Consider the following 22,458-nt stretch of genomic DNA (forward strand, 5'->3'; position numbering starts at 1 on the left):
GGCATGGTATTCGCTGATGGTGGGTTCCAGCCAAGAATGGGATCTTGATGGCAGCAGAGTTGCGTGTGCTCGGCAGCATCGAGGTACGTGTCAACGATCAATCTGTTGACATCGGTCATCTCCGCCAGCAGTGCGTGTTGGTGGGGTTGTTGGCCGAGGCCAACAACCCCGTATCGGTCGACCAACTTGTGGATCGTGTGTGGGGAGATCAGCATCCGCATCGCGCCCGCGAGACCCTATACACCTACCTTTCCCGTCTGCGAAGTGCCCTTGCGACCGCCGATGATGCCGATATCGTGCGACAGCCAGGCGGCTATGTCCTCGCGATCGATCCGATGATCGTGGACTTGAACCGGTTCCGCCTCCTTGTCACGCAAGCCGGGTCGCTTGAGGACGAGGAGCGTGCACTCGCACTGCTCGACCAGGCAATGGAGCTGTGGCGGGGAGAAGCATTCACGGCACTGGACACTCCTTGGCTGAACAATCTCCGAACCACCCTGGAAGGGGAACGTCGTGAGGCGCAATTGGACCGCACCGACTTCAGGCTCCGCTGTGGCTACCACGCTGGATTGATCACTGAACTGTCCGTCCAGGCTGCCGAGCGTCCGCTGGACGAGCGGCTGGCCGGCCAGCTCATGCTCACTCTGTATCGCAGCGGCCGACAGGCCGAGGCATTACATACCTTCCAAAACACTCGACGGCTGCTAGTCGACGAGTTGGGCATCGAGCCCGGGCCCGAGCTCCAGCAACTTCACCAGCAGATCCTAGCTGCCAATCCAGTGCTTACCGTCAAGTCATCCGCCAGATCTATCCCGGTCGCGCCAAGCCAATTGCCTGCTGACATCCCGCATTTCACCGGCCGTGACCGGCAACTGGCCGAGCTGCACACTCGGTTCGCCGACACAAGTGAGCGTCCGGCGACGATGATCACCGCGATCGATGGCACCGCCGGAGTCGGAAAGACGGCCTTGGCTGTCCACTTTGGGCATGAAGTCTCCACACGGTTTCCCGATGGACAGCTCTATGTCGACCTACGTGGCTATTCCTCTGGACCGCCGATGGCGGCAGCCGATGCAATGGGCCTACTGCTGCGCAGCCTCGGCTTACCTCCTGAGCGGATTCCGATCGATGAGCAGGAGCAGGCCGCGGTTTACCGCTCTCTGCTCGCGGGCAAAAGAATGCTGATCGTGTTGGACAACGCCCGCACGGCCGGACAGGTCCGGCCACTGCTTCCTGGCCACCCCGACTGTCACGTTCTGATCACCAGCCGAATCATTCTGTCCTCACTGGACGGAGCGACTCATCTGCATCTGGATGTCCTGGGCGAGTCTGAGGCGCTGACCCTACTTGCTCGGCAGATCAGCCAAGACCGGGTGTCGGCCGAACTGGCCGCCGCCACCACTCTCGGCACGTTGTGCGCCCGGCTACCGCTGGCGCTACGCATCGCCGGAGCCCGACTGGCCGCCCGCCCTCGTTGGCCAATAGCAACTTTGGTTGAGCGGTTGACAGACGAACAGCATCGCCTTGATGAATTGCAAGTCGCTGACCGGGCTGTGCGAGCCAGCTTCGCGGTAAGCTATCAGGCGCTGCAGGCCAGCGGCGATCCGGTTGATCAGTGGGCAGCCCGTGCATTTCGGCTTCTCGGGCTCCTGGACTGGGTTGAGATGAGCCCCCCGGTCGCCTCAGCCTTGTTCGACCTGCCGCAGTTCAAAGCGTACGCAGCGTTGGAACGACTCGTCGATGATCATCTGCTGGACTCGGCCGCTCCCGGCCGCTATCACACCCACGATCTGTTGCGACTATACGCCAAAGAACTCGCACGCCGCCACAAAGCCGAACCCGCATTGTCCCGTGTCTTAGGCTGTTATACCGCCACCGCCGAACAGGCATACCTGCTGCTGGACCCCGCGACCACCCGCATCCCCATCGACGCCACCCGCGATCGGCGCGCGGGATCCGCCTTGTCCACTCTTTCCGATGTGGGTACCTGGGTTGAGGCAGAGCACGCCAATCTTTTGGCCATCGCTCGCCAGGCCGCTGTCACATCCGGCGCGGCTCCCGGTTTTCTTGGGCGACTGACTGCTGCACTATTGGCGCCCTTCGATATTCGGGGATACTGGCAGGAGTTGATCTCTTTGCGCCAGCTTGCCGCGGAGACCACACACAGCCGCGGAGATTTTGCCGGCGAGGCCCTGGCCAATCAGGATCTCGGGTGGATTCATTCCCGGATAGGGCGCACCGATCAGGCAACCACCTATACGCAGCAGGCACTAACCGTCCATCGCGAGGTCGGCGACTCTCACGGCGAGCAAATCTGCTTCAATCAGTTTGGAGTCGCCTATCGACAGCAGGAGCGGTTTCATGAGGCAATTAGTTGCCTGAAGCAGGGCCATGCCATCTGTCAGAAGAACGGCTATCGCCGAGGAGAAGCACGAATCCTGAACAATCTGGGTCTGGTGTACCAACGGTTGCGGCGCTTCGACGAGGCGATCGACTCGCACCACCGAGCCCTCCTTCTCCAGCGGGAACTCGGTGACCGGTCGGGGGAGGCAAACGCGCTCGCCGGTCTGGGGTGGGCCCACCACCGAGCAGGCAACGCCGACCGTGCTATCGCCTACCATCAGCAAGGCTTGGCTCTCTTCCGAGAGATCGGGCACCGCTACTTCGAAGCCGAGTCACTGTGGGGGCTGGGCCAGACTCACCACACCCTCGGCCACCATAACCAGGCACGAAACTGCTGGCAGCAATCCATCACCATCCTGCAAAATATCAGCGCGCTCACCGACGACGAGGCCGGCGCGCTGCTCCAAAATGAACAAATTCCCGACACTCCCGCGATCATCCTGAGCAACATCTGACCCCATTTAGAAACGAGCACCATACGACCTTCCAAACCGGACACCTTGATTCGGGTGACCACAAGGACGGTCGGGCGACGACACACGTCGGGCGGCAGTGGCTAAGTCGCTATGGCAAGAGCTAGTGGCCGAGCTCGTCAGTGTCGCCGGATCCCGTTGGGGCGTCGAGGAAACGTTCCAGTTCGCCAGAACGAGACCGGTCTGGATCACTGTCAAGTCCGGGGCACCACAGCCAATCACGATCGACTCATCCCGTTACCTTGCAACGAAATCAGGCGACTCTAGGCCATCCTGACCCATACAGCGCACACCCAAGCACACACCGCTCACTGGTCGGACTGGCGACGACGTCACCAAACCCGCGCCCACCACAGCCACCACCAGCGTCAACGCATCAAACCTCCCAGACTGCCGCTGCCGTACTAGGCCGGCGGCTGCGCGTATCACCGTGTGCGTGTGGCGTAGCTGGGCGCGGCGTCAAGCCAGGACAACGTACATGCCCTGATCTACCGGGATCGAGGTCCACCGCCCAGGTAAGGGCGAGCGGCGCAGTTTCGCCGACGCCGACTACGCCGTCCTGCTCGATGCTGCTCGTCAGCACCTCACGGTGCCAATCGTGGTGATCTGGAACAACCTCGATACCGGCCGCCGTCAATCTACCTTCAGGTTGAGTAGGCTAGGCGCATTCCGCTCTGACGTCCCGCCCAAGGGAGACGACGTGGCCGCAGACCCCTTGCGCAGACTCATAGACAAAGCTGCTGCTGCGGTTGCCCACGACATCCCATTTCGTCGTCGCACAGGTACGGCAACTGAGGTGTGGCCGACCGCTAACGAGGTCGCCGTGTCGTGCGCGTCGTTGGCTGTTACATCCACCGCTGAGCGAGGGCGGTTTCGCGCGGAACTCCGCGACCGACAGCGCGCTGTTCTCGGCCGCTATGGCTTTCGCTCGGCCACCATCGCCCTGCGCGAGCGCGTCCCGGAACGACTGTTGATCGGTCTCATTGCCGTCGCGCTGGCGGACGACAACGTCGATCCGCGGGATCTCATGATGACTGTCGCGGCACATCACTACGTTGCGCAGCAGTTGGGAGTGGAGCCAGCGGATATCTTTGACGAAGCCGCGTCCTACGCAAACCCTGACACCGCAGACGTTTTGCGCACCTTCGGAAGTCGCACCGACGTGACCTTGCGCTCGTTCGGGCTGAAGCAGATCGACACGCCGGAGGGCCCTCGGATCAGCTAACCGTCAAGTCGAACAGCTACGCGACGACCATCGCCGGTGGCGTGAGTTGACGGTTGCGGTGACCTGCGAGTCTCAACCGCCGCAACAGTGAAGTATCGGAGGTCATTTTGATGCGGGGCTGGATGTATGGCCACGAGCCCTCCTTACTTCTGCCGAGGGCCATCAAACCACCGTCCAAGGTGTCGTAACCGTCGGGATCAACAGGACGAGGAACCGACGCTGGGACTTCACCCTCTGACTATTGCCGTCAGGAGAACGAAACCGGCCAGGGCGGCAAGGAACGGCAGCGGGTGTATGTCCAGCCTGCCAGACACTTGAACACTGGTGCCGACATCATCGGGGACAGCTTTCCGGAATTCGGCGATCTGATCACTGATCCTGTCCTGCATCGGATTGCCCCTCAGCTTTCCGGCCAGCGAATATCCGCCGACCGCCGGTTTTATTCTGCGACCGTCCACCGTGTGGACAACGGTCAGGTCGCCGGACTGGATCCAGTGAATCGCGCGCCACGGTACCTGGTAGCGGTAGAACCAGTTGGTGATACCCAAGCCTGACTCGGACAATTCCAGCTTGGTGTGCACGGTCGCGAGCCAGCAAAACCACAGCACCAGCCAGAGGGCGGGAACAACCTGAGCAACGTACCAAAAGCCCAGATGCTGCGGGGTGAAGAATATCATCCACAACACTATGAGGCACATCAATACTGTTCCGGCCCAGCCAACAACGAAGTCGGATCTTCGTCGAATAACCACGACTTCAGTCGTCCTCACATTATTCATAATATCACAGCACAGTCGACGGTTTCGCCTCGTGGTCGCCAGGCCAGTAATGGCTCGGCGACCACGAGAGTGCCCTGGGCCAGAGGAGCGAGGAAATGAGGTACGAAATGGCTGAGATAGCTCCGTTCACACCCCAGCTGTAACCGGTACGGCCCCAGGCGATGGGAAGGCCGTGCCCTCCACCGGCACCCATGTGGATCCCCCGGAGTGCCTGCCTGGGTGACGTTGCACATCCTCCAGCCACGGGCCGCGACTCGACCAGCCAGTCCGCCACCCAGCGTCACCAGTCCGATGATGATGGTCGAACGCCAAGTGAACGTACCGTTGCGCACGCTGTTCGCGGTCTGCGGACCCCAGAGCACCCCACCTGCGACCGAGGTCGGTCTTTGTTGATCGGGTCGGCGGTGACGTAGTCGTAGTCGTTGGCGGAGCCGCCTTCGACTGGGTCGACCCTTGGCAGCTCAGCCTTGGTCAAGAGCACAACCATGACTCAGTTCCCATCCGGTCCATGGACAACCCAACGAGAGGATCTCAGCAAGGAATTGCTACAGCAGTTCGCGTCGGACCATGCGATCGAGATGCCGGACCAGTCCGCGCTCCTGGCGGCGCAGCCTGTCACGCTCGTCAGGAGCAAGGCCCGCCAACGGGTCGTCCAGCACTCTGTCACGGGGTACGTGCACCATTGCGCCCGACCACGTGCGACAGTCGGAACACCACGCCAGCCCGACGCATCGCTCGTAGGATGCTGACGACGGTGGGTAATACCGGTAGGTATAGGAGCGGATCGTCCCGGCACACCCACCTGCTTTGTCGCCGCCAGTGGCGTCCGGTGCGTGCAGTGTGGAGACCTTTCTCCACTCGTACCGAGTCCAGTCGCCTTGTGTGGTCACGATGACCATCCTTGCCGCCACGGCCGTATTTCCGCTACCGATCGTCGCGCAGCGGGTCCCACAAAGATCATCTTCACGGACGTTAGTAACGTTCGATCAGCGGCCATCCAGTCAGACAAACCGTCTCTTGTGGACGTTCCGATCACCGGTCATCGCATGTCCTAGCGCATTGTAGGAACTGGCCCAGTGTGTACGTGTTGGCGCGGACTTCGAGCTTGTCAAGCCCCTGGTCAAGGCGCCTTAGGCGTCTCACATGTCTGTTCTGGACGCTTGAACGTCAGAGTTGGCCTGTGGGGTTTCACAAGCCGGTTCCACGGACGTGACCTGTGTGTCAGGCGGCTGTGGGTTCGTACTCGTTGATCAAGCTGCCGAGGGTCTGTCGGCGGCGAACGTGGGTGTGACGCGGGTGTGGAGTCGGGCGGTCTGGTCGTCGTGGCATGAGTTGCCGGGCTCGACTCGGTGACCTCGCGCCTGACCGTGCCAAACGAATCTCTCGGCGTAGCAGTTCGCTCGCGGACAGCCCGGCGGAATGCTCACGACCTCGATGTCGGCACCGGCAAAGGCGGCATCGAGACCCGCAGCGACCGGCCGCCCGAAGCGGGTGAGCGCAGTTCGTTAGCGGACCTGTTGCCGCACTTGGCCGGCGTGATGGTCGAGCAGGCTCCGCACGGCGTGCGGATCTGGGCATGTGCCAAGGCAAGCGTGGGTGCCTGTTCATCCTGAGGGGTCGGGTCGCGCCGGGTTCACAGCCGCTATGACTTTCGGGTGGCTGATGTGTCGGTGGCGGGGCGACCGGTGGTCTGTGGCTGCGGATGCGCCGGTTCTTCTGCGACAACCAGACATGCCCGGTCAGGACATTCGCCGAGCAGATAGATGGTCTGACCGGCGCACACGCGCGGCGAAGCCCGCGGCTGCATGGGATGTTGGAGTCGATCGGTCTGGCGGTGGCGGCTCGGTTCGCCGGTCGCCTCGGTCTGGTCATCGGCCGGGACACATTGTTGCGCTTGGTCCGCTCCGTCCCTGACCCGCCGAAGGGGACGGTCACTGTGCTGGGTGTCGATGACTTCGCGTTCAAACGCAGGCATGCCTACGGGACCATCTTGCTAGACATGGCCACTCATTGCCCGATTGATCTGCTCGCCGACCGCGCCGCGGACACCCTCGCCGAGTGGCTGCGCGCATCCTGGCGTGACCATCGTCTGTCGTGATCGTGCTGGCGCGTATGCCGAAGGCGCGCGCGTGGGTGCACCCGACGCGCAGCAAGTAGCCGACCGCTGGCATGGTCTGGCTGGGCTATGTCGAGAAAACGATCCGGCAGCATCGCCATGACCTGCGCGGCCCCGATCACGATATCTCCGAGCCTGACCCACATCCCGCTGCCTGTCTGACCGGACCCTACCCGATGTTGATCACGCAATCAGCGACAGGAACCAGAATCAATCAGCGCGGACACCCCGGCCTGAAGTCCCTAGGCACGCACTGGACCGACATCCTCTACGGTCGCCCTGGTCGTCACCTTCGCGATCAGTCCGGGATCCGGCCGCCGACCTGGAACTGTCGCGGATCTGTCAAGCCTTCGGCGATTACGTTGCCGCAGATATGCGGCATTGTGGGGTCAGGGCTTGGCGGGGGAGGAAGGCGATGGCTGTGGTTGGCGGTGGGTCACTGTGACTGGGTCGATCCGCGACCGGAGTGAAGCCGCACGGACGGTGTTGACCTTCGCGGCGATGCTGGCGGACGCGCCGATCGGTGGCGTTTCGTTGGTGGACGGGGTGGCGGGCGTCCTGGGTGCCGAGGCGCCCACCTTGGTCGCCGAGGCGCTGGACGAACTCGACAAGCACGGTCTCATCCGCCGCGTCCCTGACACCCGCCCGCAGTCCTGGCAAGTGCCGCCACAGGTGGCCAAGGCGGTCCGCCGGGAAGCCGATCAGGTGTTGATGGCAGCGCTCGCCGAGCGCGCCGCGCGGATCCTCACCAAGGAACTCGCGGGCGCATCGTTGGATGCCTGTGCACATGCGGTTGAGGTAGCCAGGAATCCAACGGTTGCGTTGGACAACAGGCTGGCGTTGCTGCGGGCGGCGTCGGCCCTGCACGAGGACAACGGAAACATGGTTGCCTCCTGGAACATCCGCGACCTGGCTGTTCAGACGGCCGGGAAAAACGGGCCGATCCAGGACGTCCAGGCCGCCGCACGGCTGGCGGTTACGGCAGGGGGCGCGGATGTGGCGCTGCGCCAGGCGAAATCACTGATTGAGCGGGCGCTGGCGGAACGTGATGTGCATGCTGAGTTCGAGGCCAGGCTGATCGCGGCGACCGCCCACGACGTGCTGGGTGAATACCCGGCGGCCGACCGGGTGTTCCATCAGCACGCCCTGATCCGGGAGCACGGTCCGATACCGTTGTGGCTGTCCGAAGTGGATTGTCATCGAGCCGGTCTGGCCAGGGTACGGGCGCTGCGACTACGCGGCCAGTACCGCGCTGCCCGGCAAGTGGCCGGCACTCTTGACCGAACTCAGTCCGGCGGCGCGGTGGAACTGGCCAGGCTGCACCTCGTCGACGGTGAGTTCATCGAGGCGCGGACGACCGCGCGAGCGGTGGCCTGGACGGCCCGGAATCAGCTCGCGAGGGAGGCCGCGGTGGTGCTGGCCGAGGCGGAGGTCGCGCTGGCGTTTCCGGAGATGCGAGCCCGCCCCGAAGGGTGGCTGCTCGCGACCGAGCAGCTCAGGCGAGCGTTGGCCGATTCGGCGGCCGGACATGGCATCGACGACCTCCTGACGCTCGAACTGATGTTGTTGCGCGGCCAAGCGTTGAGCAACAGCGGCGAGCATGGGGGCGCACTGGCTGTCCTCAGCCAGGCGGAGCGACGGATCGCGGCCGTACTGGGCGCGGACCACCCGTTCCACCTGCGAGCCAGGCAATGGACCGGACTTGTGCTGATGGGTCGCCACGACTGGGCGGCCGCGGCCGGGATCTTCGAGTGGCTGCTGCCGCGTCAGGTCGCGGTGCTCGGGCGCTGCCATCCGGAGAGCGAGCTGACCCGGTTCCAGCTCGGGATGTGCCTGCTCCGGCGGAACAACGTCAGAAGCGCGAAACCTCTGCTCGACGAAGCAGCACTCGTTCTCCGGGAGCAACACGGGCCGCTGCGGCAGTGGACGTCGGTGGCCGAGTCCGGCCGGCTGCTCACGCGGGTTCCCGGCCCGCTCCGGCGGTGGGTGAACCTCCTGGACAAGGCAAGGGGCTGACGCCGCCCGTTCCGAAACGAGGTCAGCGATGTCAACGTGGCTGCCAGCCGATCCCGTACGAGGTCGCGGGAACGAGGTCGACGAACGTCACCTGGACCTCGCCGGCGTTGTCCACGGCCAGGGCCGGCCGGTCGGGCACTGGATCACCGGCCTCCATCGGCAGTTCCCCGTCGATCAGCCAGATCCGCTCGGGGATCCGCTCCCGGCCGAACCGGACGCGCAGCTGGAACTCGTCGCACGCGAACCGGGGCGTGCAGGCGTAGAACGGCTGCAGCGAAGGGATCTGGACGCGGAAGAAGAAGTCGTGCTCGTCGCCGGTGTTCAGGGGTGTCGGCGGGTGCACGGCGATCTCGACCCGGCTGGACGACACCGCCCGCGGCGGAGTCCGCATCTCACCGCCGCCCAGCAACCTGATCCCGAGGCCGGCCAGGTCCAGCCGGCCGCACGGATCCACCGGCGGAACGGAGATCCAGTGCTTGATCTCGGCGAGATGGTCGACATGGCTGATCACCCGGCGGTTCTCGAAGACCTCGATCCCGGGCTGGTCAAGAATGAGATCGACGCGGACGAGCGTGGTGTGCCACGGCTGGCGGGCCGGCGGTTCGGCGATGTCGACCGTCCTGGCCTGCTGAACCGGCGACTCCTGCTCGACGAGGGCCAGTTCGGCGATCCGACTCACCACCTGGTCGGCGCGACGCTGCATGGTGCGCACCTCACGGTCGACGCTCCGGCCCAGGTTCTCCAGCCGGGCCAGGTACGGCCGGTCCCCTGGTCCCTCGAACCCGAACGTGGCCCGCCCAATCCGGGCCGTGGCCTCCGGAAGGCGGGAGATCATCCGGTCGAGCCAACTCTTGATTTTCTCCCGCACGATTCCTGGCGAATCGTGCGGGCCGACGCCGCTGACGTGTCTGACGGTGGCGCAGGCCCGGGCCACCAGATTGGGATCTTCAACGCCCAAACCGGTGCGCAGCGCTTTCAGGTCCTCAACGAGTGCCGCCATCGTGATCGACATGTGGCCACCTTCGTTCACGCCGTCGATCGGCGAGTCTACCGACCGCCCCGGCCGTCCAGACACGGCCCGGTCACAGTTTCATAGGGTTTCCAAAACCGGGAAACAGTGCAGGTTGCCCGGGTGGTAACGGTTTCTGGTGAGCGTGCTACTGGAAACCACTTTTACCTCCACAAATGCGAGTTGACGATGGATTTGTCGGTCCGCCGGCAACAACATCAACCACTTCACCCGATCGGATCGGTCTCGTGAACAATTCGCAAGGAGGGTGGGTCCACATGCACACGCACATCATCGTGGTGCTCGGCCAGCTGGTCGTGTTGCTGGGCTGAACAGGTACGGCCGGGCCGGTGACCGAGGGGCGCCGGCCCGGCCGGTCGCCGCCGACCGAGAGGGGGACGATCTCATCATGTCCGCGTTCGGAACCGAACTACGCAGCCTTCGCGAGCGGGCCGGGATGTCATTGACAACGCTGGCCAAGCTCGTCCCGACGTCGAAGGGATACCTCAGCAGGATCGAGAACGGCAAGGTCAATGCGAGTCGCGGTATCGCGGCGGCGTGTGACAGGGCGCTGGACGCGAAAGGGCGGCTGTGCGCGCTGGCCACTCGCTCGGCCGGGCCCGGCCGGCCACCCGGACCGGTCGGACTTCCGGCCGGCACCCGGCATTTCGTCGGCCGGGAGACGGAATTGGCCCGGTTGTCGGCGATGTTGCTCCATCAGGACGCCGTCCGGGTGTGCGTTGTACACGGCATGGCCGGCGTCGGGAAGACAGCGGTCGCCATTTCCGCGGCTCGTGCGGTGATCGACGACTTTCCGGACGGATGCCTGTTTTTCGACCTACGCGGCCACACGCCGGGCGCCCCTGTGCTGACCGCCGAGGAAGGGCTGCGCCGGGTCCTCGGGCTGGTCGACGTACCCGGCGAGAAGATCCCACCGGACGTCGAAGGGCAGGCGAACCTGCTGCAGACGCTGTTGCGCGGACGCCGGGTGTTGTTCGTCTTCGACAACGTCCGTACCGCCGACCAGGTCCGGCTGTTGCTGCCGGCGGAACCCGGCTGCCGGGTGATCATCACCAGCCGCGGGCGGCTGGCCGCCCTGGACGACGCGTGGCCCGTCCCGCTCGACGTGCTTCCCCAGGCAGAAGCCGTGGCGTTGTTCCGATCGGTGGCCGGGCCGTCGGTGGCCGCGGACGACAAGGCTGTGCGGGACATCGTGGCCTGCTGTGGCCTGCTCCCGCTGGCCATCCGGATCGCGGCGGCGCGGTTGGTCGCTGGCGGATGGACCACCGCGGGCCTGCTCGGCCGGTTGACCAGCCAGGACACCCGGCTCAGCTCGCTGAACGACGGCGAACGCAGCGTCGAGGCGGTGTTCAAGGTGTCCTACGACGCGCTTCCCGCCGAGCAGCGCTGGTTGTTCGGCTTGCTGGCGTTGCACCCGGCCACCGCGGCCGAGATCACCGCCGTGCACGCGTTGGCCGGCTTGGCCCCGGACGAGACCGACCGGCTGCTAGACCGGCTGCACGACGCCCACCTGGTGACTCGCAACCAGGCCGGGTTCATCGAGGTGCACGACCTGACGCGGATGTTCGCTGTCAGGTACGCGTTGCCCGAGGTCAGCCGCACCGACCAGACCGCGGCTGCGGGCAGGCTGGTGGACTACGCCCTGGCGTTGGTCAACGCGGCCGATGAACTCGTTGAGCCACAACGATTCCGCCCCGAGGTGACCACTGAGGAGCACGGCCTTCCCTTCGAGGACACCGGCACGGCGTTGGCCTGGTTGCGACGACACTGGCCGGCGCTGGTCCAGGTCGTCGACCTGGCCGCGCGGTTCGGCCACCACCGGCACTGTTGGCAGCTCACCCTCGTCCTGCGGTCGTACTTCTTCCGCGAGCGCCTGCTGGACCCGTGGATCAGCACCCACGAACTGGCCCTCACGTCGGCGCGACAGGCCGGGGACGTGAGCGGCGCCGCCATGATCCTGAACAACCTCGGCATGGCCCGCCTTGAGCAGGGTGACCTCGCCGAGGCGATCACGTGCCACAACCGTGCCAAGGAGTACTTCGACCGGGCCGGCAACGGGCGGGGAACGACAGCGGTGTCCAGTCGGGCATGGGCGCTGGCGGCCGAAGGTGACCTCGTGGCGGCGCATCGCGACCTGACCAGCACGTTGGCCGTCTACCGGCGCACTGCCCGAACGCGCAACACCGCCATCGCGTTACGTGGTCTCGCGTTCGTCCTGGCCGCGATGGGTCAGTTCGACGAAGCCCTTGCCCACGCCCACGAAGCGCACGGCCTGTTGAAATTGCCGCGGGACGCGCTGATGACGATCAACTGCATCGCCTGGATTCATTTCCGCGCCGGCCGGCTGGACGAGGCCGAACACCAGTACCAGTCGGCGGTGACCTTGGCGGAACTCGACGGCAGCGAGTACGAACTGGCCCGTGCCCTCACAGGTGTCGGCAATGTGGCCGCCCGGCGCGGAGAGCCAGAAGTCGCCAGGCGACGATGGGAGGAGGCGGACGAGTACTGTGTGCAGTTCAATCCCCGCCTGCTGGGCGAAGCGCAGGCACGCGCCGAGCTGGCTTGAGAGGACCGAGCCGTGGCGAATCCGTATGACGTGTTCTTGTGTTACGTATGGGAGGACAAGGCAGAAGCCGACGCTCTGCGCGCGGAACTCGAGGCGTTGCACCTGAACGTCTTCCAGGACACGAAGATGCGCGTCTACGACTTCATCGACGGCGAGATCAACGAGGCGCTGCGTCATTCCCGCACGCTGGTCATGCTGCACTCGCCGTCGTTCCACAACAGCGAGTACTGCTGGCAGGAGCTGCATTACGCGTTGCTGCGGTCCTATCGGTTGGGGCTCGACCGCACCCGGGTGATGGCGGTCGTCAAAGCCGGCCGGATGAGAGCCGTCCGGCCGGACATGGTCAAGAACTGGGTTCTGCCGCCGGTCGGCCAGGACTCCGCCAAGGTCGCCGAAGCTGTCGCCGACAACGTGCGCCTGATCGCGGCAGCGGACAGCCGGCTGTTGGGCGACGCGCCGGAGCCACCCGAGCCGCGGTGGCAACCGACGTTGCCGAGCCTCCGGACGGTGTACGGCCGGGAACGGGAACTCTGGGAGCTGCACGACCTGTTGTTCACCGACCAGCCCGGTCAGGTCGTGGCGGTGACCGGCCTGAGTGGACAAGGCAAGACGTCCTTCGCCGAGCAGTACGCACGACTGTTCGCGCAGGACTATCCTGGTGGCGTCCACTTTCTGCGCGCCACCGGGCATTCCCTCGCCGAGCAGGCCGGCAGCCTGGAGATCGGCGACGAGCGGTACCTGTGGATTGTCGACGACGTGCCCGCGGGGACCGACCTCCGATCGTCCCGGTACCTTGTCGCGCCGACCGGGGCCGGCCGCACGCTCGTGCTCACCCAGGGCGACGCGCCGGGCTCGATGGACCGCCAGCGTGTCCTTGAGCTGCCCGCACTCGGCCGGATGGCCGCGTTGGCCGTCCTGACATCAGGGCTGCCCGGTACCGTCGAGAATCGCCTGACGAGGCTGCGAACCGATCGTGTGGCGTACCACGCCGCGGCCGGGCTCGCCGACGACCTCGCCGGGCACCCGCACGCGCTGGTCCTCGCGGCCGGGCTGGTCAGGTCCTTCACCGATTTCCCGGAGCTTCGACGTGTGCTCACCGCGGACGACCGAAGGCCGTTGTTCCTGGCACTTCCGGGGGATCTGGTCGCGAAACTGCCGCACGGCAAGGCGCGTGCGATCACGGCGGCCATCGTCCGCAGCGTCGAACAACTCCCCGAGGGCGGTCGTGACGTGCTGCGGATAGCCGCCCTGGGGGACGCCGCTCCGGTTCCCCGGTCGTTGTATTCGTTGTGCGACAGCGGGATTGACGAGGTTCTGCGCGCGTTGCTGGCGACGACCACCGAGGATCGCGCCGAGATCCGCGTGCATCCACTCGTCACCAGGACCGTCCAGTTGATCGAACCCGACCCGCCGCGCGTGCAGCGGTTGCGGATCGCCGTCCTGGGCCGCCTCACGCAACTGGCCGACCAGGCTCGGGAAAGCCGGTCGTTCGGCGCTCTGACCCCTTGCCTCGCCTACCTGGTGCGGCTCGCGGACGGCATGGCTGACCTCGACGAATGGCACCTGGTCAACGAAGCCGGCCGGGCGTTCGCCGAACTGGGTGACAGCCGGTCCACCCTTGACTTGTACCGCAGCCTGTTCGACACCTGCGCACAAGCGCTCGGCGACAGCCCGACCACGATCGCGATGCTGGTGGGCCTGGGCGCGGCCTACGGCATGCACGGCGAGCACGCCACCGCACTCGACCTCAAAGTCCGTGCCCATCAATGGCTGCTGGCCGAGTTCGGCCCGGACCATCCGGACACCCTCATCGCGTGCAACAACATCGCGGTGACCCACCTGGACATGGGAGACCCCGGCCTGGCGGCCGACCTCCTGCACGGGGTTCACCAAACCCGCCGCCGGGTTCTGGGCGACTACCACGTGGACACGGTCGAAGCCCTGACGAACTACTCGATCGCGGTCGGCAGAACCGGCGACCACGTTCATGCTCTCCTGCTCAAACAGCAGGCGTACCAACTCTGCCAGGACGTACACGGGCCGGGGAGTCCACGAACCACCGACGCGTTGAACAACATCGCCGCCACCTTGTCCCACACTGACCGCGGCCGGGCACACGCACTGTTCCGTGAGGTACATGCCGCACGTCTCGCCGAGGCCAACGACGCGGAAACAGCGGGTGCGCTGGAGAACCTGGCGGTCACCTCGGACGAGCCAGCGCGTTTTCTGATCGACGCGTACCGGCTGCGCCTGGCCGCGCAGGGACCTGACCACCCTGCGACCCAACGCGTCCTTCGCTTCCTCCTGCAGCCGGGTGCCGGAACGTCCACAATGGTCACCGCGCAGGTCGTCGACGTGCTGCCGGCTGGACTCGAACTGGATGGGATCCGGCTCGACCGCGCTCGTGCCGACGAACTCGACCAGCTCCACGAACGAGCCCGTGACCACTACGACCAGTGTTACGCCGAGTTCGGCCCGGACGACGCCCGGACCATGGTCGCGGTGTGCTACCTGGCGCACGCCCACGCGGCGATCGATCAGCTGGACCAGCAGGCCGACGAGGCCTGGATCCTCATCGACGACGCGGCCCAGGGGCTGCACGAGACCTTGGGCCCGGACGCTCCCGAGACGCGAGCCGCGTGGCGCCTGCACGAATGGATCGCGGGGATCCGTGCCCGGTAACTGGCCGCATTCAGCTAGCACAGTGTGGGGTTTCCCCAAGCCAGTTCCGGCAGGCGGGCCTCGTGCGAAACACCGGGACGACACATCTCCAGCCGCAACTTCAACGACCCGGTGAGGTCCACTTCGACGGTCGCCGGTTTGCCCACCGCGGCTTTGCCCTCGTACCGGGGGTGGCCGTCGACGAAGACCCGGAAGTGCCCGACCTGGAAGGTCTCGATGGCGTCGTCCACGACGCCGACGACCGACTTCATCCGCCGGTACGCGCCGGCGAGGTCCACCTCGACGAAACCAACGTCGTCCCTGGTGGACGAACTGGGCCGCAGCACGATGCTGTCGTCGTACCGGACACCGTCGATCAGCGCGGTGTCCCCGCGGATGTGCACGCTCTGGGCCAGCCAGGGCATCGCCCGCACGGATCGGGTTCGCGGATCGTTCGGCGCACGCGTGCCGCCCTCGCCCGGGGCGCCGCCACGCCACTCGCCCCGCTCCGGCATCGGGTGTTCCGCGCGACCGGTGATCGCGGCGAGAAGCCCGGCGATACCGTCCTCGGTGAACTCCTTGACCCGAAACCTCGTTGTGGAATAAGGGGTGAGGAACTCCGGGACGTCATCGAGCGAATAGCCGGGCAGTATCACCGGCAGTACCCGTTCGATGCCGCAGCGCAGGTTCCTGGTCAGGTGGTTGCGGATGATCGCTGTCTCGTAGTGCGATCCGCGCCCCACGTGCGGCGGCGCCATTCCGTCGCCGCTGTTCTTGTACTGCGGCGACACGATGACCAGAACGAAATCCGCTTCGGTCAGATGGGTCGCCGCCCAGATCGACCAGTCCCGGCGGACATGGTCGTCCCACTGGTCCATGCGCACGTCCAAGCCGACGTCGTGGCGCAGGAACGTGGCGAACACCCGGACCCGTTCCACGTGTTCCGGTGTGTCGTGCGCATAGCTGATGAAAACCCTCGGCGCCGCACCGTCGGACATCTCGGCTCCCCTCCCTGGCAGTGGTGACAGGCATTGTCGGCGATGTATCGCCGGCTGGTGCCCGGATGTCACGGATCTGACGTGTTCCCGGGCCGTCCTGGTCCGCCGGGCCGGACGACCAGGAACTGACCGACTACTGACATGTCCGCGCGCTGTCTCCGGCGGGTCTCCCGGACATACGATCTGGCCGCCCCGTCAAGCATTCGAAGGAGCGATGGCACGCGTGTACCAGTACGACGTGTTCATCAGCTACCACCGGGCAGGGGCGACAGTGCCGGCGTGGGTTCGCACGCATTTCTATCCCCGGCTCGCCGCGCTGCTGGACGAACAGCTCGACCACGAGGCGACGGTCTTCTTCGACGGCAACACCCGTGCGGGCGGAAAATGGCCGGACGAACTGCGCGACGCGTTGGGACGAGCCAAGATCCTGCTCCCGGTGTGCTCACCCAAGTACTTCCTGAGTGAATGGTGTCTGGCCGAGTGGCATTCGATGGCGCACCGGGAGGAACTGACCGGTATGGGATCGCACGGGCTGATATCCGGTGATCTTCTGTGACTCGAAGAACTTCCCACGGTACGCGCACGAGCGCACCATGCACGACCTCAAGGAATGGAACTGCCCCGACCCGCAGTTCCAGGACTCGTTGCAGTTCCTCGACTTCCACCAGCAGGTGGAGCGGATCGCCGAGGAGCTGGCCGACCTCATCGACCGGGCGCCGGCGTGGCGCCCTGACTGGCCGGCGCGGACGCCGGTCCCCGACCCGCCGCGGACCTCCCGCCTGCCGAGGCTGTGACATGCCGGGCACAGTGGTCACCTTCTACTCGTACAAGGGCGGCGTGGGCCGCAGCTTCGCGTTGGCCAACATCGCGGTCCTGCTGGCGCGGTGGGGTCACCGGGTGCTGTGCGTGGACTGGGACCTGGAGGCACCGGGCCTGCACCACTACTTCCGGCCGATGTTCACCGGCGGGATCACCGGCGGGGTGGTCGACCTGGTCGACGACTTCCTGGCCGGCATGACCCAGCCGGTGGACCACACCATCCGGCTGAGCACCACCGGAACGCTGAGCTTCGTCGCCGCCGGTCGCGAGGACGCCGACTACGTCCGGCAGGTCCAGGAGATCGACTGGGACCTGCTGTACGACCAGGGTTTCGGTCACTACCTGGAACAGTGCCGGGACCGGTGGACCACCGACTACGACTACGTCCTGCTCGACAGCCGGACCGGTGTGTCGGACATCGGGAGCGTCTGCACGGCCCATCTGCCGGACCGGCTGGTCGTCCTCTTCACGGCCAACGTGCAGAGCATCCGAGGTGCGGTCGACATCGCGAGGCGGGCCAACGAAGCCCGGGACGGCCTGCCCTACGACCGCGCGCAACTCACCGTGCTGCCAGTGCTGTCCATGTTCGACACCCGGGAGGAGTACGACCGGTCGGAGGAGTGGCGGCGCAAGTGTGCGTCGGAGACCGAGGTCCTGTTCCGCAACTGGTTGCACCGCGAGGTCCAGACCGAGTTGATCTCCCGGCACATGACACTGCCGTACGTCTCCTACTGGAGTTTCGGTGAGCAGCTGCCGGTGCGGTCGGAGGCCAATCCCAGCGCGGACCAGATCGGTTTCGCGCTGGAGACGGTGGCCGCGGTGGTCGCGCACGGGTTCGACCGCACCGACCTGCTGGCGGAGAACCGGGACGCCTATGTCGCGGCCGCCCGGGGAATCAACCGCACGTTCGTCCACGACCTGCGGGTGAGCTCCCCACGGCCCACTTTGGACGTGGCACAGACGCTGATCGACGAGCTGAACTCGCGTGATGTCCGGGCCGTGCTGTCGCTTTCCGGCGACCGGTCGCTGCTCACCGACGCCGACGACGACGCGCGGCATCTCTGCCTGGTCGTCGACGGGGAGCTGACCCGGTGGCAGTCCGCGGATGTCGAGCTGTTCCTGCACCGGACGCTCGGCCAGGACCGGCGGGTCATCCCGGTGCTGGCCGGCGACGCCGACGCCAACGCCCTTCCCGGCTACGTCGGCAATCTGCGGTATCTGCGGCTGAGTCCGACATGGGGGCCGGCCGAGGTGGCGCAGGACCTGGCCGACCAGCTCAACGGCGCCGCCACGCACACCGAACCCGACGACGTCGATCCGGTGGACGTCCTGCGGCGAACCGCCCGGAGCCGGTTGCACCCGGCGACATGGCAGGTCGTCGCCGACATCGTCGACGCGCTGCTGGTGGCCACTCTCGCCGAGGACGACCCGACGGTGCGGGAACTGGCCGCCGGCCTCGCGCTGGTGATCAGGCCGCGAGCCGGGCAGCCGGCGAACCAGCACCGGACAACCGCGGCACCGGACGTCCAGGCAGCGATGACGAGGGTCGTGCGGATCCTCGAAGCCCGCGTAGACGGTGCCCGCCAGGAGTAGGCGCGGCACACACGATTGGGAGGATCGATGAGCGAACGTCTGGGACACAAGCAGACCGCGGCGATGTTCTGGCTGATGACCCTGGCCCGCGAAGTGTCCAATCCGGAGCTGGACAAGATCGCGGGCTTCCGGCTCACCGGCACGGCACGTGAAGATCTGAACGAGCGGCACCTGGTCGCGAGCCACAAGCAAGGCCGGTGTTACGTGCACGAGCTGACCGATCAGGGATGGGTCTGGTGCGGCGAGGAACTGGCCACGCGCACCGCACCGCCGCCCAGGGCTCACAGCACCCTCGTCCCGGTGCTGTACGTGGTCGTCGGCGACATGGTCACCTACCTGCGCAGGAAGAACATGCCGTTGGCCGATGTGTTCATGCCGGACACCGGGCCGGCCGAGGTGGACACGGCGGAGGTCGAGGACCGGATCAGGGCCGCCTACCGCGAGCTGGCCTCCTCGCCGCGGGACTGGGTCGGCCTGGTCGACCTGCGGCCGAAGCTCGCCGACCTGTCGCGCGAGGCCGTCGACGCGGTGCTGAAGGCACTGAGCCGGTCCGGACAGGTGCACCTCGTCCCGGAGGCCAACCGGAAGACGCTCGCCCGGGCCGACCACGACGCGGCCATCCGACTTGGCGGTGAGGACAACCACCTGATCTCCATCGAGGTGTCATGATGGAGCACCTGGCTGCGCTGGCGACGTTGCGCTTCGACTGGGCGGACACACCGGATCACGTGTGGCGGGACTCGCCGTACCATGTGGACGGTCTACACCGCGACGCGCTCGCGGCTGTCGACGTGGGCATCGGTGACGCGGCGGCCAGCGACGGCCCGAGCCCCATCGGTCTCGTCCTGCAGGGTCCGAAAGGAGTCGGCAAGACGCATCTGCTCGGCCTGGTGCGGCGGCAGGCACATGCCGCGAACGGCTACTTCTTCCTCGACGACCTCACGGCAGGCGACGCGTTCTGGGAGAACACGGCCGAAGGGCTGCGCCAGGGACTGTCCCGTGTGGACGCGTCCGGCCAGCCACAGCTGGTCAGCTTCCTCAACCGGGTGTGCCGCAACGGTTCGGTCAGTCCCGACACGGCCGAGCGGATCGTGACCGGACGCGGGCTGTCCAGCGGTGACGTGGACGACTTCGTCGGCGGGCTGCGTGTTCTCGACCGGCAAGTCGCCATGGAGTGCGCCGACACCGCGCGGGCTTTGGTGCTCTACGCCAACGAGAACGCGACGCTCAACCGGATCGGGGACTCGTACCTCAACGGGTTCGAGGAGACGAAGAGCGGCGAGCGGCGGAAATGGGGTATCCGGCCGCGGCCGAAGTCCGCGTCGAACCAGGTGCGGGACATCACCCGGCTGCTCGGTCTCACCGGCCCGATCGTGGTGGCGGTCGACCAGCTCGACACGCTCCTCGCCCGGTCTGCGCAACAGACCCAGCATGCCGGCGACGGTGGCGACACCGACCTCCTCGTGGCGCTGATCGCCGACGGCCTGATGCGGTTGCGGGAGGTGACCCGCCGGACGGTCACTGTCCTGGCGTGCCTGCCCAGCACGTGGGCGCAGATCAAGGCCAAGGCGACCGACACGGTCCCGGACCGGTTCCGCGAGCACCTGACCCTGGGCCGAATCAGGAACGCCGAGGTCGGCCGCGCACTGGTGGCGAAGCGGCTTGGCGTGGCGTACCAGGCCATGGGATTCGTTCCACCGCACCCGACGTGGCCGGTGTCGCCGACGGCCTTCGAGGGCGAATGGGACCTGTACACCCCACGGGAGCTGTTGAAAAGAATCAGCGCACACATCGAGACCTGCCTGCGCACCGGCCAGGTCCGCGAGCTGACCTCGTTCGACGGCACGGAACCCGCCCAGCCGGTCCAGCCGCGCCCGGCGATCGAGCCCGACCGGTTCGGCCGGATGGACGCCTGGTTCGAGGAGCTGCGGTCGTCGGCCGACACATCGGCGCTGCTCGACCAGAAGGCGGAGCACGAGGTGATGGCGGCGCTGCTGTCGGCGGCGCTGCGCGGCTGGATCACCGAGGTCGGCGACGACAACATGGAATGGTTGTGCGAGAAGCAGAACGGCGGCAGTGACCTGCACGCCTGGCTCACCAGGACCGTGGACGAGGCGTCGGACCTGGAGGAACACTGGGCGTTTCGAGTCATCCTGGCCAAGCATCCGATCGCCATGCTGACGCGCCTGCGTAAGGCCAGGTCCGCGGCGGGGTTGCGGAAAGGGGCGGAGAACCGGCATCTGGTCGTCATCACCAAGCCGAAGTGGTCGCGGGGCGCGAAGACCCGGGCGGAACTGCACGAGTTCACGGCCACCGGCGGGCTCGGGCTGCCGCTCGCCGAGTCGGATGTCCGGACGTTCTGGGCACTCGACAAGATGTTCGCCAAGGGCGGCACGGAACTGCACGAGTGGCTGGTCGACCGGCGGCCCGCCGGCCGGTCGGAGCTGTTGTCCGCGGTGTTGCCGGCCCGCTCGGCGCAGCACCGGGAGGACGGGACGCACCCGCCGCCGACCGCCGACCGGATCACGCTCGGAACCGTTGTGGGCACCGGGGAACTGGTCCGGATCGACCTCTCGGCGTTGCGCAAGCACGCGGCCGTGTTCGCGGGATCAGGGTCGGGGAAGACCGTGCTCCTGCGTCGGATTGTCGAGGAATGCGCGATCCAGGGAGTGTCCGCGATCGTCCTCGACCCGAACAACGACCTGGCCCGCCTCGGCGACGCCTGGCCCGAGCCGCCGGCCGGCTGGAGCGGGGACGACGCCCAGCTCGCCGAGCGGTATCTGGCCGAGACGGACGTCGTGGTCTGGACGCCCGGCCGGACGAACGGCCGCCCGCTGACGTTCCAGCCGCTGCCGGACTTCGCCAGTGTCCTCGGCGACGACGACGAGTTCAACGCCGCCGTGGAGGTGGCGGTGGCGACGCTCGCCCCACAGCTGCGGCTCACCGGCAGCACGGCCAAGGCCAACATCGGCATGGCGGTGCTGCGGCAGGCGGTGATCCACCACGCGCGTACCGGGTCACGCAGCCTCCCTGGGCTCATCGACGTCCTGGCGGACCTGCCATCGGGGGTGAGCACGCTCAACGACAGCAGGCGCATCGCCGCCGATCTCGCCGAAGGGCTCAAAGCCGCGATGGTCAACGACCCCTTGTTCGCCGGCAACGGCCAACCGGTCGACCCAGGTGTGTTGCTCATGCCACGGCCGGGGAGGAAGGCCAAGGTCTCGGTGATCAGCTTCGTCGGCCTGCCCGCCGAGGAACAGCGGCAGAACTTCGTCAACCAGCTGCAGATGGAACTCTTCGCCTGGGTCAAACGCAACCCGGCCGGCGACCGCCCACTCGGGGCCCTGTTCGTGATGGACGAGGCCCAGACCCTGGCCGCGGCCGGCACGTTGACCGCCAGCACCCGCAGCACGATCGTGCTCGCTTCGCAGGCCCGCAAGTACGGCCTGGGCCTCCTGTTCGCCACCCAAGCGCCGAAGGGCCTGCACAACCAGGTCACCGGCAATGCCATGACCCAGTTCTTCGGGCGGCTCAACAGTCCCGCGCAGATCGCCGCCGCCAACGAGATGGCACGGGCGAAGGGCAGTTCGGTCGTCGACATCTCGCGTCTGGAACGTGCCCAGTTCTACGTTTCGGGCGAGGCGTTCGGCTTCCGCCAGGTGACCACACCGTTGTGCCTGACCCATCACCCGGCCAGTCCGCTGCGTCTTGAGGAGGTGATCGACCGCGCCCGGCCGTCCGACGAGTGACGAGCCCGACGTTGCGCATCCAACGGTTCC

The 22,458-nt window shown here is 66.4% G+C and carries 15 protein-coding genes; 11 read left to right on the forward strand and 4 right to left on the reverse strand.

The window, feature by feature from the left end; all coding sequences use genetic code 11:
- The first annotated feature begins 47 nt into the window (after positions 1 to 47).
- Positions 48 to 2,858: an AfsR/SARP family transcriptional regulator gene (locus EV192_RS31560; RefSeq protein WP_132121916.1), complete on the forward strand. Its 2,811-nt coding sequence runs from the start codon at positions 48 to 50 to the stop codon at positions 2,856 to 2,858.
- Between the two features lie 718 nt (positions 2,859 to 3,576).
- Complete coding sequence (locus tag EV192_RS31565) at positions 3,577 to 4,101, forward strand: hypothetical protein (protein ID WP_132121918.1); 525 nt, start codon at positions 3,577 to 3,579, stop codon at positions 4,099 to 4,101.
- 227 nt (positions 4,102 to 4,328) lie between these two features.
- Here EV192_RS31565 and EV192_RS31570 read toward each other — a convergent pair whose 3' ends face one another.
- Together EV192_RS31570 and EV192_RS54195 are read right to left on the reverse strand one after the other, a co-directional pair.
- The gene (locus tag EV192_RS31570) at positions 4,329 to 4,871 is read right to left on the reverse strand and encodes a hypothetical protein (protein ID WP_132121920.1); all 543 of its coding nucleotides are present in this window, start codon (positions 4,869 to 4,871) and stop codon (positions 4,329 to 4,331) included.
- Positions 4,872 to 5,425: 554 nt separating this feature from the next.
- On the reverse strand, positions 5,426 to 5,563 hold the full coding sequence (locus EV192_RS54195; protein ID WP_165960712.1) for a hypothetical protein: 138 nt from the start codon (positions 5,561 to 5,563) through the stop codon (positions 5,426 to 5,428).
- A 1,019-nt stretch (positions 5,564 to 6,582) separates the two neighbouring features.
- Here EV192_RS54195 and EV192_RS31575 point away from each other — a divergent pair.
- Both EV192_RS31575 and EV192_RS31580 read left to right on the forward strand, forming a co-directional pair.
- The gene (locus EV192_RS31575) at positions 6,583 to 6,978 is read left to right on the forward strand and encodes a transposase (RefSeq protein ID WP_132121922.1); all 396 of its coding nucleotides are present in this window, start codon (positions 6,583 to 6,585) and stop codon (positions 6,976 to 6,978) included.
- A 459-nt stretch (positions 6,979 to 7,437) separates the two neighbouring features.
- Positions 7,438 to 9,012 carry a hypothetical protein gene (locus tag EV192_RS31580; RefSeq protein ID WP_132121924.1) on the forward strand — a complete coding sequence of 525 codons (1,575 nt, stop codon included), beginning with the start codon at positions 7,438 to 7,440 and terminating at the stop codon, positions 9,010 to 9,012.
- 31 nt (positions 9,013 to 9,043) lie between these two features.
- Here EV192_RS31580 and EV192_RS31585 read toward each other — a convergent pair whose 3' ends face one another.
- The gene (locus EV192_RS31585) at positions 9,044 to 10,024 is read right to left on the reverse strand and encodes a hypothetical protein (RefSeq protein ID WP_132121926.1); all 981 of its coding nucleotides are present in this window, start codon (positions 10,022 to 10,024) and stop codon (positions 9,044 to 9,046) included.
- Positions 10,025 to 10,430: 406 nt separating this feature from the next.
- Here EV192_RS31585 and EV192_RS31590 point away from each other — a divergent pair, with 406 nt between their 5' ends.
- Both EV192_RS31590 and EV192_RS31595 read left to right on the forward strand, forming a co-directional pair.
- Entirely contained in the window at positions 10,431 to 12,608 is a 2,178-nt protein-coding gene (locus EV192_RS31590; protein WP_132121928.1) for an XRE family transcriptional regulator, read from the forward strand.
- A 12-nt stretch (positions 12,609 to 12,620) separates the two neighbouring features.
- A complete protein-coding gene (locus tag EV192_RS31595; RefSeq protein ID WP_132121930.1) occupies positions 12,621 to 15,290 on the forward strand; it encodes a tetratricopeptide repeat protein in 2,670 nt (889 codons plus the stop codon).
- 14 nt (positions 15,291 to 15,304) lie between these two features.
- On the opposite strand, the gene EV192_RS31600 is transcribed toward EV192_RS31595, so the two are convergent.
- Complete coding sequence (locus EV192_RS31600; protein ID WP_132121932.1) at positions 15,305 to 16,267, reverse strand: SEFIR domain-containing protein; 963 nt, start codon at positions 16,265 to 16,267, stop codon at positions 15,305 to 15,307.
- A 214-nt stretch (positions 16,268 to 16,481) separates the two neighbouring features.
- Between EV192_RS31600 and EV192_RS54985 the strand changes: the two genes are divergently transcribed.
- From EV192_RS54985 to EV192_RS31620, 5 genes are read left to right on the forward strand one after another with little or no spacing between them, the layout of a single operon-like run.
- The gene (locus tag EV192_RS54985) at positions 16,482 to 16,823 is read left to right on the forward strand and encodes a TIR domain-containing protein (RefSeq protein ID WP_207926315.1); all 342 of its coding nucleotides are present in this window, start codon (positions 16,482 to 16,484) and stop codon (positions 16,821 to 16,823) included.
- The gene (locus EV192_RS54990; protein WP_207926316.1) at positions 16,810 to 17,061 is read left to right on the forward strand and encodes a hypothetical protein; all 252 of its coding nucleotides are present in this window, start codon (positions 16,810 to 16,812) and stop codon (positions 17,059 to 17,061) included. The genes EV192_RS54985 and EV192_RS54990 overlap by 14 nt, the downstream gene beginning before the upstream one ends.
- A 1-nt stretch (position 17,062) precedes the next feature.
- Entirely contained in the window at positions 17,063 to 18,679 is a 1,617-nt protein-coding gene (locus tag EV192_RS31610; RefSeq protein WP_132121934.1) for a CATRA system-associated protein, read from the forward strand.
- 27 nt (positions 18,680 to 18,706) lie between these two features.
- On the forward strand, positions 18,707 to 19,348 hold the full coding sequence (locus EV192_RS31615; protein ID WP_132121936.1) for a hypothetical protein: 642 nt from the start codon (positions 18,707 to 18,709) through the stop codon (positions 19,346 to 19,348).
- Entirely contained in the window at positions 19,348 to 22,428 is a 3,081-nt protein-coding gene (locus tag EV192_RS31620; protein ID WP_341770924.1) for an ATP-binding protein, read from the forward strand. The genes EV192_RS31615 and EV192_RS31620 overlap by 1 nt, the downstream gene beginning before the upstream one ends.
- Positions 22,429 to 22,458: the final 30 nt, after the last annotated feature.

Source organism: Actinocrispum wychmicini (genome assembly GCF_004345645.1).
Taxonomy (GTDB): Bacteria; Actinomycetota; Actinomycetes; order Mycobacteriales; family Pseudonocardiaceae; genus Kibdelosporangium; species Kibdelosporangium wychmicini.